Genomic DNA, 14,627 nt, shown 5'->3' with positions numbered 1-14,627 from the left:
CGCCGCGACGAGCGCGCCGTCGACGAGCACGAACGCGACGAGCGTCCACCCCACGAGGGGCAGGAGGAGGCCGATGGCCAGACCGACGCCGCCGACGGCGAGGAGCCCCCACCATGGCGCTCGAGTCAGCGCGCCGCCCTTCGGCGCCGGGCCGGCTCGACGCGCGTACGGGCTCCGCGTCCACCACATCCGGTACCCGAGCACCACGAGCGCCGCGATGCCGAGCGCGATCGCGGCCATCGCGATCTGGTTGGGCAGGCCGAACATCTGGCCCATGTGGATGTCGATGCCCCAGCGGGCGAGCCTCGCGACGAGCCCGAAGTCGGCGAAGTCGGTGCGCGAGACGACGTCGAGCGTCGCGCCGTCGATCGCCACCCCGTCCACCGCCGTCGGGTACCAGCGCTGGATCTCCTGCACGACCCACGCCTGCCCCTCCGCCGCCGGCGGGCGGATCTCGATCGCGCCGACGTCGACGTTCACGGCGCGTGCGGCACCGAGCACGTCGTCGATCGCCGTGACGTCGACGCCCGCGGCCGCGGCGCCTGCGCCGTGCCCGCCGTGCGCGGCATGCGGATCGGCCGTGGCCGCCGCACCGCCGAGCTCGGTCGTGAGCGAGGGCGTCGTCCAGCCGAGCGCGGCCCGGAGGTCGGTGACGTTCGCACCCGCGTGCTGCGACCACGTGATGCCCGTCGCCGACAGGAAGAGGGCGCCGACCGCGACCCAGATGCCGATCGACGCGTGCCACGACAGCAGCCGTCGCACGCCCCGCGCGCTCCGCTCCGGCCGCACGAGCTCGCGCCGACGTCGCCCAGTGCGCCATCGAAGGATCCACAGCGCGAGGCCGGCGAGCACGACGATGCCGAGCCAGCTCGCGGCGAGCTCGGAGTAGAGCCGGCCGACGTCGCCGAGGCCGAGGCCGCGGTGGAAGTGGTCGATGGCCGTGCGGAACGGCAGCGCCCCGCTCGTGCCGAAGACCGTCATGTCGCCGCGCACGTCGCCCGAGACGGGGTCGACGAAGATCGCGCGCGACTCGCTCTCCTGCAGCCCGTCGGCGGCGAAGAGCACGCGCGTCGTCGCCCCCTCCTCGGGTGCCGGTCGCACGGCGGAGAGTGGGGCCTCGTCGCCCACGACGCGCTGGGCGATCGCGACCTGCTCGGCGAGCGGCAGCACCGTGCCCTCGGTCGGCGCCGTGAGCGCGTCGGCGTAGAGCACGCGCTCGACGGACGGCGCGATCGCGTAGGCGGCGCCCGACAGCGCCGCGACGAGGATGAACGGGCCGACGAGGATGCCGGCGAGCCAGTGGAGCCGGCGCAGCAGCGGCGCCACCCACGGGGTGCGGGATGCGGGCCGCCCGGATGCGGGCGGGCGCTCGACGGTGGCGGTCATCGCGTCGCCTGCTGCCTGCGCAGCGCGATCGTCGCGAGCGCCGCGGCGGCGACGGCCGCGACGAGGGCGGCGAGCGCGAGCGGTCCGTCGCCCCCGCCCTGCGAGACGATCGGCGCCGCCTCGACGGGCGTCGCGATCGTGAGCATCGGCGCCGGGCGCTCGGCCGCGGGATCCGTCGAGTCCCACGCGAGCGCGCCGGTCTCGCACGTCTGCTGCACGGGGAAGGCGAGGACGGTGCCGTCGGCGAGGTCCTCCGGCAGCGTCACGTCGAGCTCGAGGGTCTCGTGCACGACGGAGGGCAGCGGCGTCTGCGCCGTGTAGGTCATGGTGCGGCCGGGGGCGACGAGGTCGTCGTCGATCGTCCAGCCAGCGTTGGCGATGGGCGTGACCGCCGACACCTCGTCGGGGATGGCGACGACGACGGCCGTCGTCGGCGAGGCGTCGCAGCCGTGCTCGATCGTGAACGACAGCGTCGAGGCGGTGCCGGGCGCGACGCTCGTGCCGTCGACGGTCACGTGCGCGATCGCCGCGGCGGGGGCGACGAGCGCGAGGGCGACGCCGGCGACGCCGACGCTCGCTGCCGCGAGTGCTCTGGATGGGGACATGGGTGGGTGCTCCTGCAGCTGCGCCCTGAGGGCGCGACGGTCTGATGCGGCGCCGGTGGACGGTCGCCGAGAGGGGGTCGCGGCATGCGGCCGCGAGCCTCGCCGATGGCGAGGCGGGATCAGACGGTCAGGGCAGGAGGGCCGCGGCGCACGAGCGGCGAGCGCAGCACGGGGGTCGCCGGGCGCTCGATCGGTCGTGCCTCGCCGACGGCGGCAGGGCGCGCGACGCCCAGCGGCACCGCGCGCATCCGCATGCGGACGAGGCGATCGCCGCGCACCGCGCCGAGGACGGCGCCGATGGCGGCGATGCCCACGCGCAGCGCGACGAGCGTGAGCGCGCCGGCGACGACGTGGGCGAGCAGCATGTCGCCGTGGGCGTGCATGGCGGCGCCCTCGGCGGCGACGGGGATGGTCTCGGCGCCATGGTGCGCATGCCCGCCGGCGCTGCCCGGCGCGGCCGAGGGCTGCGGCAGCGAGTACAGCGCGTGCTGCACCACCTGCGCGAGCGCGACGGCGACGATGCGCCGGGGCCAGGTCGCGGCCGCGCCCAGCACCGGGGCGAGGATGAGCAGCGTCACCATGGCCGCGGTCGCCAGCAGCAGCGGCGAGGGTGCGACGCCGCCGGCGAGCGAGTGCGCGCAGCCGGTGGCGACGGTCGTCAGCCCCGTCACGAGCAGCGAGTGCGCGAGCGCCCGTCGTCGCAGGTCGAGCCGGGTGCCGACGCCGGCACCGCTCGACGAGGACATGCCGCCAGCCTACCGACGCGTCAGGCCAGCAGCTCGCCCTCGCGGCTCGGCTCCCACTGCTGCAGGCGAGCGGTCGCGGCATCGCCGAGCCGATCGATCGAGCGCGCCACGAGGTAGTCGACGAGCAGCACGGCGCCCGCGGCGCTGTCGAGCGGCGTGGGCGCGGCGTCGGCGACGGGCAGCACGACGGATGCGTGCCGCGCGGCGGGGGAGAGGCCGGGATCGGTGACGAGCAGCACGGTCGCGCCGCGCGCGCTCGCGAGCTCGGCGGCGCGCACGCTCGAGCGCTGGTAGCGCGCGGAGTCGAAGACCACGACGGTGTCGCGCGCGTCGACGTCGACGAGCCTGGTGAGGCTGCGACCGAGCGGATCCTCGAGCTGCTGCACGCGCGGACGCACCGTCGCGAGGTTGATGGCGAGGTGCGCGGCGAGCACGCGCGAGTACCGTCCGCCGACGGTGAGCACCCAACCCTTCCTCGCGACGAGCGCGTCGACGGCTGCGTCGAGCTCGGTCGCGGGGATGCGGGCGAGCGACGAGACCGCGGCATCCGCGACGGCACGTGCGAAGCCCGCGAGGTCGGCCGTCGCGCCCGCCGGCCGATGGTCGAGCTTGCCGAGCGGCCCGCGCCGCGTCGACAGCTCGGCGCGCACGGCATCCTGCATCGCCGAGAACGAGCCGTGCCCGATGGCCTTCGCGAAGCGCACGACCGTCGGGTTCGAGACGCCCGCGGCGTCGGCGATGGCGGCGACGGTCGAGAGCGCGCTCGCGGGGTAGTCGGAGCGGATGACGCGTGCGACGCGACGCTCGCTCGGCCGCAGCTCCGCCGCGTCGATGGCGTCGAGCACGCTCACGGGGCGACCTACGCGGCGCGACGCCGTGCGCGGGCCAGGTCGACGACGTCCATCGACAGGGTCGCGAGGTCGACGCGTGCCGCGGTGTGCTGCGCCATGCGCTGCCAGCCGTCGCCGACGAGGCCGCTCGACGAGAAGGCGACGGCGCCGTCCTCCGACCGCGACCACGACAGCTGGTAGTAGTGGTCGACGTGGTCGAGGGGCAGGTCGGGCCCGAGGCCGGACGCCTCGAAGTCGTCCGTCGGCACGGGCGCGCCCTCGTTCGAGTGCACGGCGATGAGCTCGGCGTCGCTCATGACGAGCAGGTTGATCGCCGCGGTCGGGAACTCGTCGCGCAGGGTCGCGACGGTCGAGGTCGTCGCCTCGAAGAGCGGGACGCCCGCGTCGACGGCGCGGAGGATGAGCGCGAAGACGATGGCGGAGTCGGTCGTGCCGCCGACGCGGGCGACCTCCTCGGGGTCGACCATCGCGCGCAGGCGCTCGACGGGGTGCAGCGAGCCGTTGTGGGCGAAGGCGATGCCGTCGGCGACGAACGGGTGCGTGTTCGTCAGCTCGTTGCGCATGCCCTCGGTCGCGAGCCGCAGGTGCGTGATGCGGGCGGTGGCCTCGTGGTCGACGAGCGCGCTCGCGAGGTCGGGGTTCGTCGTGCCGTCGCTCGGGTCGCGGAACTGCCGCACCGATCCGAGCTCGTCGAGCCAGGCGGTGCCCCACCCGTCGCAGTGCAGCCTGCCCATGCGCTGCCACTCCGCGCACGCGAGGCCGCCGATCACCTCCGCCGCGGAGGTGGGGCGGGGTGCTGCGTAGCCGAGCAGGCGGCACATGGCGATGCTCCTCGAGGTCGATCGGTGGTGGCTCCATGGTCGCGCGTGCGAGATCGTCCCGCATGTCGGCCATGTAACGAACAGAACAATCATCGCAGAATCGCGTGGATGTAACACACGTGACACGAACCGCCTGCATGATGGGCACATGACGGACGCCTTCACCGATCGACTCGTCGCCGATGGCGCGACCATGCTCGTCGGCACCACCTGGAATCCCGGCGGGCTCATCCTCGCCAAGACCGTGCCCATCCCGCGTGCCGCGGCGTTCGTCGAGACCGGCCTCGGCGCCTCGTACACGTGGCACGCCTTCACGATCGACCAGGGCGGCATCGCGTACACCGACCGCATCGGCGCCGTCGGCGACCAGCGGATGCGCATCGACCCCGACGCCGTGCGCGTGCTGCCGGGCGGCCTCGCATGGGGGCCCATGCGCTTCGAGACGCAGGAGGGCGAGGTCGTGCCCGAGTGCACGCGCAGCCGCCTCGCCGCGATCGAGGCCGAGCTCGCCGCCGAGGGGCTCACGGCGCTCGTCGGCCACGAGCTCGAGATGCTGCTGTTCGACGCCGACGGCGCACCCCTGTCGCCGCTGGGCTGGGCGCCCTACGGGCTCGCGGGCACCATCCGCTTCGAGGCGTTCATCGCCGACGTCTACGCGCAGGCCGAGGCCGTGGGGCTGCCGATCGAGCAGCTGCACTGCGAGTACGGCATGCAGCAGATCGAGCTCTCCCTCGCCCCGGCGACGCCCGTCGAGGCGGCCGACCGGCTCGTGCTCATGCGGCTCGTGCTCGGTCGCGTCGCGCGCGATCACGGCCTGAGGATCTCGTTCAGCCCGCGTCCGCGCACCGACTCGGCCGGCAACGGCGCGCACCAGCACGTGTCGCTCGCGCGCGACGGCGTGCCGCTGCTCGGCGGCGGCGACGGGCCGCACGGCATCACGGCCGAGGGCGCGAGCGCCATCGCGGGCATCGTGCACGCCCTGCCCGAGCTGCAGGGCGCGCTCGCCGGCTCGCTGCTGTCTGCCTCGCGCCTCGTGCCCGGCATGTGGGCGGGCGCGTGGGCGACGTGGGGGCTCGAGAACCGCGAGGCGGCCGTGCGGCTCATCGCCGGCCGCTCGCCCAACGTCGAGGTGAAGGTCGTCGACCCGTCGACGAGCGCCTACGTCGCCTCCGCCGCGATCCTCGGCGCTGCGCTCGCCGGCATCCGCGACGGGCGCGAGCTCGGCCCGGAGGCCACGGGCGATCCGGGCGGGATGTCGGAGTCCGAGCGCGAGGACGCGGGGATCGTGCCGCTCACGAGCGACCTCGCGACCGCGCTCGACCGGCTCGAGGCAGGACCCACCGCCCGCGCCGCGCTCGGCGACGAGCTCGTCGACGCGATCGTCGCCCAGCGCCGCTTCGAGATCGAGCACCACGGCGACCTCGACGACGAGGCGGCCGTCGAGCGCTTCCGCTTCGCATGGTCGGTGTGAGCATGGGCGCCGCCTCGAGCATCCGCGAGCACCTCGACGCCGTCGCGGTCGTCGACCATCACGTCCACGGCGCGTTCGTCGAGCCCGTCTCGCGAGCCCGCTTCGAGTTCGCGCTCAACGAGGCGTCGACCGTCGACCTGCCCGCATGGGACTCCGTGTGGGACACGCAGCTCGGCTTCGCCATCCGCGCCCGCTGCGCGCCGCTGCTGGACCTCGAGCCGCATGCCGACGTGGACGCGTACTGGGCGCGCCGCGAGGAGCTCGGCGCCGCCGAGGTCGCGCGCAGGCTCACGGCCGCGAGCGGCACCGACGCGTGGCTCGTCGACGTCGGGTTCACCGAGGGCGTCTGCACGCCCGAGGAGCTCGCCGCGATGGCGGGCGGCTCCTCGCATGAGATCGTGCGGCTCGAGCAGGTCGCCGAGGTCGCGGTCGCGGCGGGCGGCTCCTACGCCGAGGCGTTCCGCGCCGAGCTCGCTCGGCGCCTCGCCGAGCCGCAGGCCGTCGGCTGCAAGACGATCGTCGCGTACCGCACGGGCTTCGTGCTCGACTGGTCGGCCGTCGCCGACGCGGAGGCGGATGCGCTCGCCGACCGCTGGCGCGACGCCGGCGGGCTGCGCGTCGACGACCCGCGCCTGCTCGTGTTCGGCATCCGCTGCGCGATCGACGCCGGGGTGCCGCTGCAGTTCCACGTGGGCTTCGGCGACCGCGACGAGCGGCTCGACCACACGAACCCCATGCACCTCATCGACCTGCTACGCGAGCATCCGGATGCGCCGATCGCGCTGCTGCACTGCTACCCGTTCGAGCGCGAGGCCGGCTACCTCGCGCAGGGCTTCGCGGGCGTCCACATGGACGTGGGCCTCGCGATCAACTACGTGGGCGCCCGCTCCCGGTCGCTCATCGCCCGCTCGCTCGAGCTGGCGCCGTTCCGCAAGATCCTCTACTCGTCCGACGCCTACGGCCCTCCCGAGCTGCACCTGCTCGGATCCCGGCTGTGGCGCGACGGCACGGCGAGCGTGCTCGAGGGCTTCGTCGCCGACGGCGACTGGTCCGAGCGCGACGCACGACGTGTCGCCACCCTCATCGCCGCCGACAACGCGCGGCGCCTCTATCGGCTCTGAGCCGGCACCCCGCCGGCTCCGTTCGAACAGGATCCCCATGTCCGAGTCCCCCAGCACCACCAGCACCGGCGGCGCGGCAGCACCCGCATCCGGCCCGGCCCTCAAGCGCACCCTCAACGTGTGGGAGGCGATCGGCGTCTCGATCGCGCTCATGGCGCCGTCGATGGCCATCAACATCAACCCGCAGGGCACCGCGGGCCTCGTCGGTCGCGCCGTGCCGCTCGCGTTCCTGCTCGCGACCATCGGCGTGCTGCTCATCGCGTACACGTTCGTGCGGCTGTCGCAGCGCTTCAACCACGCGGGCAGCGTCTACGGCTTCGTCGGCGCGACGCTCGGCGCGCGTGCCGGCATCACCGCGGGCTGGCTCAACGCCGCGACCTACGCGTTCTACGGCGTCGTCACGTCGATGGCCGCCGGCATCTTCGTGACCGAGCTCGTCGACCAGTTCGGCATCTGGCCCTCGCCGCCCACGTGGGCCGCGTTCGTCTTCGCGTGGATCGCGCTCGGCGTCGTCTGGTTCCTCGGCTCGCGGCCCGCGAAGCGCGGCACGCTCGTGCTCGTCATCGTCGAGGGCGTGACCATCGCGCTCATCCTCGTCGTCGCCGTCATCGTGCTCGGCAGGCTCCTCTCGGGCGACACCCCGAACGGCACGTCGTTCGACCTCTCGGTGTTCACGGTGCCCGAGGGCACCGACCTGTCGACGGTCTTCCTCGGCATCGTCTTCGGCTTCCTCTCGTTCGCCGGCTTCGAGGCGGCGGCGACGCTCGGCGAGGAGGCGAAGGAGCCGCGTCGCGACATCCCGCGCGCCATCCTCGGCACCGCGATCTTCGGCGGCCTGTTCTTCGTCATCGTCACCGCGATCGAGGTGATGGCCTTCGGCACCGACGAGGCGGGCATGGAGGCGTTCGTCGGCTCGAGCGCCCTCATCGGCGACCTCGCGAACACGTGGATCGCGCCGTGGCTCGGCGACGTCATCACCGTCGGCGCCGCCATCTCGGCCGCCGCGTGCGCGCTCGCATGCGTCGTCGGTGCGAGCCGGCTGCTGTTCGCGCTGTCGCGCGACGGGCTCGGCCCGAAGGTGCTCGACCACGTGCACGCGCGCCACGGCATCCCGAACCGTGCCGTCGCCGCGGTCGTCGGCATCGTCGTCGTCATCGAGGTCATCGGCCTCGTGCTCGGCGCCGAGCCCTACGACCTGTTCGCCATCGCGGGCGTCACCGGCACGCTCGTGCTGCTCGTCGCCTACCTGCTCGCCTCGATCGGTGCGGTGCGACTGCTGTTCTTCAGCGGGCAGACGACCGTGTCGCGCTGGGAGATCGTCATCCCCATCCTGGGCATCGCCGTGCTCGCCTACACGCTGTTCCGCAACGTGTTCCCGCTGCCCACCGAGGCGGCCGCGTGGTGGGGCCCCGGCATGGCGATCGCGATCGTCGTGATCGTGCTCGCGGTCGTGCTCGCCCGTCCGGCCGCTGCGCGCCGCGCGGGCGAGCGTCTCACGCAGGCCGAGGGCCTGCAGATCGCGCGCGACTGACGCGCCGCCCTCGGTCGGTCACGGGTCCACCGCTGCGACCGCCGGATCCACGCCCCAGCGGGTCGTCGCGTGCACGATGCACGTGGCGGCCCGCTGTGGCGTTCGGCTGGAGGCGCGCGGGTCGAGTACCGTCGGTCGCACCAGCATCACCGCGCGAGGGAGACGACCATGTTCGAAGCAGCGAACATCCGCGACTGGATCGGCTCGAACGTCGTCGACCCCGACGGCGACACCATCGGGCAGCTCGAGAGCGTCTACTTCGACACCGCGACCGACGCCCCGGCGTTCGCGACCGTCCGCACGGGCATCATCGGTCGCCACAAGCTGAGCTTCGTGCCGCTCGCCGGCGCCACGGTCACGCCCAAGCACCTCAACGTCGCGCATGGGAAGCGGCTGGTCAAGGACGCGCCCTCCATCCCCACGGACGGCGAGCTCGAGGCCGCCGACGAGCCGGCCGTGTACGCCCACTACGGGCTCGGCTACGCCGTCGGCGCGAACGGCGAGCGCCGGCTCGGTCGCCGCTAGCGGCTCGGGCGTCCGTCGGACGCCGTTCCGCGCGACTGCTCGTCGCGAGCGTCCGCGCCGGTCGCACCATCGGCGTCCGCGCGGGCCTCGCGCTGCGCGTCGGCGCGCTGCTCCGCACGGCGGCGCAGCAGGATGCGACGCACGCGCACGACGACGAACCAGAGCACGAGCGCCGCGATGATGGCGACGACGATGTTCGACAGCACGCCGCTCCACTGCGACAGCACCGGGCCGATCACGGGGCCGAACGCGAAGCCCAGCCACACCCAGATGCCGTTCCACACGAGGCTGCCGACGAACGTGTAGAGCGAGAAGCGCCAGAACGACATGCGCTCGATGCCCGCGGGGATCGAGATGAACGAGCGCACGAGCGGCACGCATCGACCCACGAGCACGGCCGCGCCGCCGAACCGCTGGAAGACCCGCTCGGCGCGATCGAAGTCCTCGAAGTCCATGAGCGGGATGCGGCCCACGATCCACCGGGTGCGCTGGCGACCGAAGGCGCGGCCGATCGCGTACCAGATCCACGCGCCGACGAGCGCACCGAGCGTCGCGGCGATCCACGCGCCCCACACGTTCATGCGGCCGTCCCAGGCGAGGAATCCCGCGCCCGGCAGGATGGCCTCCGACGGGATGGGCGGCACGAACGTCTCGATGAGCACCGCGAGGCCGACGCCGACCTCGCCGAGCGTCTCCATGAGGCCCAGCACCCAGCCGATGAAGCCGTCGTAGCCCGCCGAGGGGTCGGTCGAGGTGCGGGCGAGCGTGGTCCAGGCGTGCATCGGGGGCGTCATCCTCGGTCGATCGTGGGGTGCGGGCGCGCATCCCTGCGTCCACCGTACGGATGCTTCCCATGCGGCGGGTCTGCGTCGGCGGCGCGTCGAGGGGCGCCGCGTCGAGCGGCGGGTGCCTCAGCCGGCGGTCACGCGTCGTGCAGGCGCTGCTTGACGGCGTGCTCCGTGAGCACCTCGACGTAGTCCTGCACGGGGTTCTGCTCGAGCTTGGCGTACTCCTCGTGCGCCAGGCCCTCGACCTGGCTCGCGTCGATCTCGGGATGCGCCTTCGTGATGGCCTGGACGACGTGGTCGACCACGTGCCCCTCGGCCTCGATGTCGGTCATGGGTCGACGCTGGCACGCGCCACCCGTGCTGGCAAGGGTCGACGCCCGTGCGGGCGCGGCGCCCGGTCGTCCACGGCGCGCGAGCCGTGCGGCGTGCGGGCGGCGACCGTGCGTACGCTGGAGGGATGGGTGTGTCGCTGTCCGCCGAGCAGCAGGCGGTGTTCGATCGCATCGAGCTGACCCGCGACCACCTCTTCATCACCGGGCGCGCCGGCACGGGCAAGTCGACGCTGCTGCAGCACCTCGCGTGGCAGACGTCGAAGGCGCTCGCGATCTGCGCGCCGACGGGCGTCGCGGCGCTCAACGTCGGCGGGCAGACGATCCACTCGCTCTTCCGGCTGCCGCTCGGCCTCATCGGCGACGCGGCGATCGAGCAGAACCCCGAGACGCGCAAGCTGCTCAACTCGATCGAGACGCTCGTGATCGACGAGGTGTCGATGGTGAACGCCGACCTGATGGATGCCATGGACCGCTCGCTGCGGCAGGCACGCCAGCGGCCGATGGAGGCGTTCGGCGGCGTGCAGGTCGTCATGTTCGGCGATCCGTACCAGCTGGCACCCGTGCCCGGCGACGCCGACGAGCGCGCGTACGTCGACGACCACTACCGGTCGATGTGGTTCTTCGACGCGCGCGTGTGGCTCGAGGCCGAGCTGCACACGATCGAGCTCGTCGAGATCCACCGCCAGGCCGACCTCGAGTTCAAGGTCGCCCTCAACGCCGTGCGCCACGGCACGGTCACGGCCGAGATCGCCCACCTGCTCAACGAGGCGGGCGCGCGCACGCCCCCCGAGGACGACATCCTCACCCTCGCGACCCGCAACGACATGGTGCAGCGCACGAACGCGCGCGAGCTGGCACGCCTGCCCGGCAGCGTGCGCAAGGCGAGGGCGGAGGTCGCGGGCGACTTCGGGCCGCGCGCGAAGCCGGCCGACGAGGTGCTCGAGCTCAAGGTCGGCGCGCAGGTCATGTTCCTGCGCAACGACTCGCAGCAGCGCTGGGTCAACGGCTCGATCGGCCGCGTCGTGCGCATCGGGCAGACGGTGCGCGTCGAGGTCGACGGCGAGGAGCACGAGGTCGAGCCAGCGGTGTGGGAGCGGTTCCGCTACCAGTACTCGCCGGCGACGAAGGAGCTGCGGCGCGACGTCATCGCCGAGTTCACGCAGTTCCCGCTGCGGCTCGCGTGGGCGGTCACGATCCACAAGTCGCAGGGGTCGACCTTCGAGCAGGCCGTCATCGACCTCGGCCAGCGCGCCTTCAGCCCGGGCCAGACGTACGTCGCGCTCTCGCGCCTGACCTCCCTCGAGGGCCTCTACCTGTCGAGGCCGCTGCGACCGAGCGACATCATCGTCGACCAGCGCGTCCGCGAGTACATCTCCGAGGTGCGCTCGCGAGCGCAGGAGTCCGCGGCCCCCGCGACGACCTGACCCGCGTCCGCGACTCCCGCACGCGCGCCCCCGCCCCCGTCCCGTCCGACTGGTCGCGATCGCACCCCGACTGGTCACCGTTGCACCTCGACTGGTCACCGTTGCACGTCGACTGGTCGCCATTGCACCTCGGAGGGGCCGGAACGGGTGCAACCGTGACCACCGTGGGTGCGATGGTGACCAGTCGAGGTGCGATCGTGACCGGTCTTGGCCGGCAGGGATGCGGGGAACGACTGCCGGCACGACGCAGGGCCGCGGCGCCTCGCGCCACGGCCCTGTCGAGTCGGTCGATCGCTACGGGGTGGTCGTGCCCTCGGTGCCGATCTTCGCGTCGATGCCGTCGCGAGCCTTGCCGATGGCGTCGGCGTGCCTGCCGCCGCTGACCGCATCGATCTTGCCGGCCACGGCGTCGAGCACCGTGTCGCTGACCTCCTCGGCCTTCTCGCTCTTGAGGGCCTCCTGGATCTGGTCCTTGTTCTCCTCCACGAAGCCCTGCGCCTTCTTGGCGAGATCGTCGAGCGCGCCCATCCGGTCCTCCTTCGGTCGGTGCCTCCGGTCACGTCGAGCGGCGGCCTCGCGGCCAGCGTATGCCTCGCTCCCGACGAGCGGAAGGACGGATGCCACCGCCGAGCGCGACGCTCGGACGCAACCGCTCGAAGGCCCTCGAGACACGCGCGCAGGCGACGAGCGACGTCGCCGGAAGATCGGCGAGGTCGTAGCCGGCATCGAGGCTCACGTGCCCGAGCTCGACGCGTGCGAGGAGGGCGTCGAGCTCGTCGACGAGCGCCTCCGATCCGCTCCCGCATCCGCCGGTGCCGATCGCGAGCGCGTGCTGCACGCCCTCCGCCACCCGGCGGCGCAGCACCTCGATGGCAGCGGCGAGCGCACCCCCATCGCCATCGGCGAGCGCCGCCGCCTCCCTCGACGCTCCCTCGATGCCGTCGCGATCGGGGGCGGGATCGCTCGCGTCGTCCTTGCCGCCGCCTCCTGTGCCCCCGACCGCCGCACCCCCGGCCACCCCGCGCCCAGCCAGCGCCCTCGCCGCGGCGTCGAGGCGCGACGCGAGCCGCACGACGACCTGACGTCGCGTCCGGTCGGCCGCACGGGAGCAGGCGTCGACGTCGTCGAGGCCGCGCAGCGACGCGGCGAGTCGGGCGAGCGCGGCATCGATCGCGTCGGCGAGGCGACTCGGATCGGTCGGATGCGCGCTCACGCGGCGCGTGCGGGTGCCCCCGCGAGGTCCGTGGTCGGCACCGTGCTCCATCCGTCGTCGCCACTGCTCGCGAGACGGTCGCACGGGTCCACGTCGTGGGTGCGGCTCACGGCCGCGAGCACGCTACGCGAGAGCGGACGAGATGGTTCCGACCGCGAAGCACCCACCGGGTCGGGCATGCACTCCGGCACCCGGATGTCCAGCCCCGCCCCGCACCGCGTCGGATCGCGCGAGCCTGCGTAGCGTCGGATGCATGCCGAAGCACGCAGCGCAGCCCACCGACCCCTCCGCCGACATCGTCGCGGAGCCGGCGGTCGTCCGCACCGACGATCCGCGCCGCATCCTCGTGCTCGGCGCGACGGGCTACGTCGGCGGCAGGCTCGCGCCGCGCCTCGTCGAGCGCGGTCACACCGTGCGTGCGCTCGCCCGCAACCCGCAGCGTCTCGAGGGCGTGCCGTGGGCGGACCAGGTCGAGGTCGTCGAGGGCGACCTCGCCGACGCCGACTCCGTGCGCGCCGCGATGGAGGGCATCGAGGTCGTCTACCACCTGGTGCACTCGATGTCGGCGGGCGGCGACTTCGAGCGCGAGGAGCTCGTCGAGGCGCGCAACGTCGCACGGGCCGCGAAGGATGCCGGCGTGCGCCGCATCGTCTACCTCGGCGGCCTGCACCCCGACGGCGAGCTGTCGCAGCACCTGCGCTCGCGCGTCGCGGTGGGGGAGGCGCTGCTCGACTCGGGCGTGCCGACGATCGTCCTGCAGGCCGGCATCGTCATCGGCTCGGGCTCGGCGTCGTTCGAGATGATCCGTCACCTCACCGAGGTGCTGCCCTACATGCCCGCGCCGCGCTGGGTGCGCAACTTCGTGCAGCCCATCGCGATCCGCGACGTGCTGCACTACCTCGTCGAGTCGGCGACGCTGCCGGACGACGTGCACGGCGCCTACGACGTCGGCGGGCCCGACGTGCTGCGCTACGGCCAGATGATGAACGGCTACGCCGTGGAGGCCGGGCTGCCGCAGCGCCCGATCGCGCCGCTGCCCGTGCTCACGCCGTGGCTCGCGTCGCACTGGGTCAACCTCGTCACGCCCGTGCCGCGCTCGATCGCCGTGCCGCTCATCGGCTCGCTCATCCACGACTGCGTCATGCGCGACCACCGCATCGACGACGTCATCCCGCGTCCGGAGGCCGGCCTGCTGCGCTACCGGCGCGCGGTGTCGCTCGCGCTCTCCCGCGAGCGCGACGCGGAGGTCGAGACGAGCTGGCGCGACGCCACGTCGTCGGACGACGCCCCGTCCGACCCGCTGCCCTCGGACCCGGAGTGGGCGGGCACGCTCGTGCTCACCGACGAGCGCGAGCGCGAGTCGACGGCCCCGCCCGAGTCGGTCTGGACGATGATCGAGGGCATCGGCGGCGAGAACGGCTGGTACTCCTTCCCGCTGCTGTGGGCGGCGCGCGGCTGGCTCGATCGCCTGCAGGGTGGCGCCGGGCTCGCCGGTCGACGCGACCGCTCGCGCATCCGCGTGGGCGAGCAGCTCGACTGGTGGCGCGTCGAGGACCTGCAGCGCGGACGCTCGCTGCGCCTGCGCGCCGAGATGCGCGTGCCGGGCCGCGCGTGGCTCGAGCTGTCGGTCGAGCCGCACGGGGAGGGCAGCCGCTACCGCCAGCGCGCCGTGTTCTTCCCGAAGGGCCTGTCGGGGCGCCTGTACTGGGCGGCCCTCATCCCCTTCCACCACTTCATCTTCCAGGGCATGGCGGAGCGGATCACGGCCGAGGCGGAGCAGCTCGCGGCACGCGACGCGCGGTAACGTGGAGCG

At 73.6% G+C, this 14,627-nt stretch carries 15 protein-coding genes; 6 read left to right on the top strand and 9 right to left on the bottom strand.

Annotated features, from left to right (window positions below):
* From ABD249_RS14670 to ABD249_RS14650, 5 genes are all read right to left on the bottom strand, one after another.
* On the bottom strand, positions 1-1,386 hold a 1,386-nt coding region (locus tag ABD249_RS14670), incomplete at its 3' end, for a PepSY-associated TM helix domain-containing protein (RefSeq protein WP_344344790.1).
* Entirely contained in the window at positions 1,383-1,991 is a 609-nt protein-coding gene (locus ABD249_RS14665) for a DUF1775 domain-containing protein (RefSeq protein ID WP_344344789.1), read from the bottom strand. The genes ABD249_RS14670 and ABD249_RS14665, both read right to left, overlap by 4 nt.
* 119 nt (positions 1,992-2,110) lie before the next feature.
* Entirely contained in the window at positions 2,111-2,737 is a 627-nt protein-coding gene (locus ABD249_RS14660; RefSeq protein ID WP_344344788.1) for a hypothetical protein, read from the bottom strand.
* 20 nt (positions 2,738-2,757) lie between these two features.
* Positions 2,758-3,588, bottom strand: a complete 831-nt coding sequence (locus ABD249_RS14655) for a MurR/RpiR family transcriptional regulator (protein ID WP_344344787.1) — start codon at positions 3,586-3,588, stop codon at positions 2,758-2,760.
* 8 nt (positions 3,589-3,596) lie between these two features.
* A complete protein-coding gene (locus ABD249_RS14650) occupies positions 3,597-4,409 on the bottom strand; it encodes a class II glutamine amidotransferase (RefSeq protein ID WP_344344786.1) in 813 nt (270 codons plus the stop codon).
* Positions 4,410-4,557: 148 nt separating this feature from the next.
* Here ABD249_RS14650 and ABD249_RS14645 point away from each other — a divergent pair, with 148 nt between their 5' ends.
* From ABD249_RS14645 to ABD249_RS14630, 4 genes are all read left to right on the top strand, one after another.
* Positions 4,558-5,880: a type I glutamate--ammonia ligase gene (locus ABD249_RS14645; protein ID WP_344344785.1), complete on the top strand. Its 1,323-nt coding sequence runs from the start codon at positions 4,558-4,560 to the stop codon at positions 5,878-5,880.
* Positions 5,881-5,882: 2 nt separating this feature from the next.
* Complete coding sequence (locus tag ABD249_RS14640) at positions 5,883-7,001, top strand: amidohydrolase family protein (RefSeq protein ID WP_344345129.1); 1,119 nt, start codon at positions 5,883-5,885, stop codon at positions 6,999-7,001.
* Positions 7,002-7,038: 37 nt separating this feature from the next.
* Entirely contained in the window at positions 7,039-8,532 is a 1,494-nt protein-coding gene (locus ABD249_RS14635; protein ID WP_344344784.1) for an APC family permease, read from the top strand.
* 168 nt (positions 8,533-8,700) lie between these two features.
* On the top strand, positions 8,701-9,057 hold the full coding sequence (locus ABD249_RS14630; RefSeq protein ID WP_344344783.1) for a PRC-barrel domain-containing protein: 357 nt from the start codon (positions 8,701-8,703) through the stop codon (positions 9,055-9,057).
* On the opposite strand, the gene ABD249_RS14625 is transcribed toward ABD249_RS14630, so the two are convergent.
* Both ABD249_RS14625 and ABD249_RS14620 read right to left on the bottom strand, forming a co-directional pair.
* Entirely contained in the window at positions 9,054-9,839 is a 786-nt protein-coding gene (locus tag ABD249_RS14625) for a DedA family protein (RefSeq protein WP_344344782.1), read from the bottom strand. The two genes, ABD249_RS14630 and ABD249_RS14625, sit on opposite strands and share 4 nt — an antisense overlap.
* Positions 9,840-9,979: 140 nt before the next feature.
* On the bottom strand, positions 9,980-10,177 hold the full coding sequence (locus ABD249_RS14620; RefSeq protein WP_344344781.1) for a three-helix bundle dimerization domain-containing protein: 198 nt from the start codon (positions 10,175-10,177) through the stop codon (positions 9,980-9,982).
* A gap of 125 nt (positions 10,178-10,302) precedes the next feature.
* Between ABD249_RS14620 and ABD249_RS14615 the strand changes: the two genes are divergently transcribed.
* Positions 10,303-11,601, top strand: a complete 1,299-nt coding sequence (locus tag ABD249_RS14615) for an ATP-dependent DNA helicase (RefSeq protein ID WP_344344780.1) — start codon at positions 10,303-10,305, stop codon at positions 11,599-11,601.
* A gap of 294 nt (positions 11,602-11,895) precedes the next feature.
* Here the strand turns inward: ABD249_RS14615 and ABD249_RS14610 are convergent, their stop codons facing one another.
* Positions 11,896-12,129: an antitoxin gene (locus ABD249_RS14610; RefSeq protein ID WP_344344779.1), complete on the bottom strand. Its 234-nt coding sequence runs from the start codon at positions 12,127-12,129 to the stop codon at positions 11,896-11,898.
* Between the two features lie 28 nt (positions 12,130-12,157).
* Complete coding sequence (locus tag ABD249_RS14605; protein WP_344344778.1) at positions 12,158-12,814, bottom strand: hypothetical protein; 657 nt, start codon at positions 12,812-12,814, stop codon at positions 12,158-12,160.
* A 253-nt stretch (positions 12,815-13,067) separates the two neighbouring features.
* Here ABD249_RS14605 and ABD249_RS14600 point away from each other — a divergent pair, with 253 nt between their 5' ends.
* A complete protein-coding gene (locus ABD249_RS14600) occupies positions 13,068-14,618 on the top strand; it encodes an SDR family oxidoreductase (RefSeq protein ID WP_344344777.1) in 1,551 nt (516 codons plus the stop codon).
* Positions 14,619-14,627: the final 9 nt, after the last annotated feature.

Origin of the sequence: Agrococcus versicolor (assembly GCF_039531815.1) — a bacterium.
GTDB lineage: Bacteria > Actinomycetota > Actinomycetes > Actinomycetales > Microbacteriaceae > Agrococcus > Agrococcus versicolor.
The sequence above is the reverse complement of the archived record's forward strand: the minus strand, read 5'-3'. Positions and strand labels throughout refer to the sequence as shown.

Coding starts and splice junctions, on each gene's coding strand:
- ABD249_RS14650 (WP_344344786.1), bottom strand. CDS start 4,409: ATGTGCCGCCTGCTCGGCTACGCAGCACCCCGCCCCACCTCCGCGGCG.
- ABD249_RS14665 (WP_344344789.1), bottom strand. CDS start 1,991: ATGTCCCCATCCAGAGCACTCGCGGCAGCGAGCGTCGGCGTCGCCGGC.
- ABD249_RS14645 (WP_344344785.1), top strand. CDS start 4,558: ATGACGGACGCCTTCACCGATCGACTCGTCGCCGATGGCGCGACCATG.
- ABD249_RS14600 (WP_344344777.1), top strand. CDS start 13,068: ATGCCGAAGCACGCAGCGCAGCCCACCGACCCCTCCGCCGACATCGTC.
- ABD249_RS14640 (WP_344345129.1), top strand. CDS start 5,883: ATGGGCGCCGCCTCGAGCATCCGCGAGCACCTCGACGCCGTCGCGGTC.
- ABD249_RS14625 (WP_344344782.1), bottom strand. CDS start 9,839: ATGCACGCCTGGACCACGCTCGCCCGCACCTCGACCGACCCCTCGGCG.
- ABD249_RS14630 (WP_344344783.1), top strand. CDS start 8,701: ATGTTCGAAGCAGCGAACATCCGCGACTGGATCGGCTCGAACGTCGTC.
- ABD249_RS14610 (WP_344344779.1), bottom strand. CDS start 12,129: ATGGGCGCGCTCGACGATCTCGCCAAGAAGGCGCAGGGCTTCGTGGAG.
- ABD249_RS14635 (WP_344344784.1), top strand. CDS start 7,039: ATGTCCGAGTCCCCCAGCACCACCAGCACCGGCGGCGCGGCAGCACCC.
- ABD249_RS14660 (WP_344344788.1), bottom strand. CDS start 2,737: ATGTCCTCGTCGAGCGGTGCCGGCGTCGGCACCCGGCTCGACCTGCGA.
- ABD249_RS14615 (WP_344344780.1), top strand. CDS start 10,303: ATGGGTGTGTCGCTGTCCGCCGAGCAGCAGGCGGTGTTCGATCGCATC.
- ABD249_RS14620 (WP_344344781.1), bottom strand. CDS start 10,177: ATGACCGACATCGAGGCCGAGGGGCACGTGGTCGACCACGTCGTCCAG.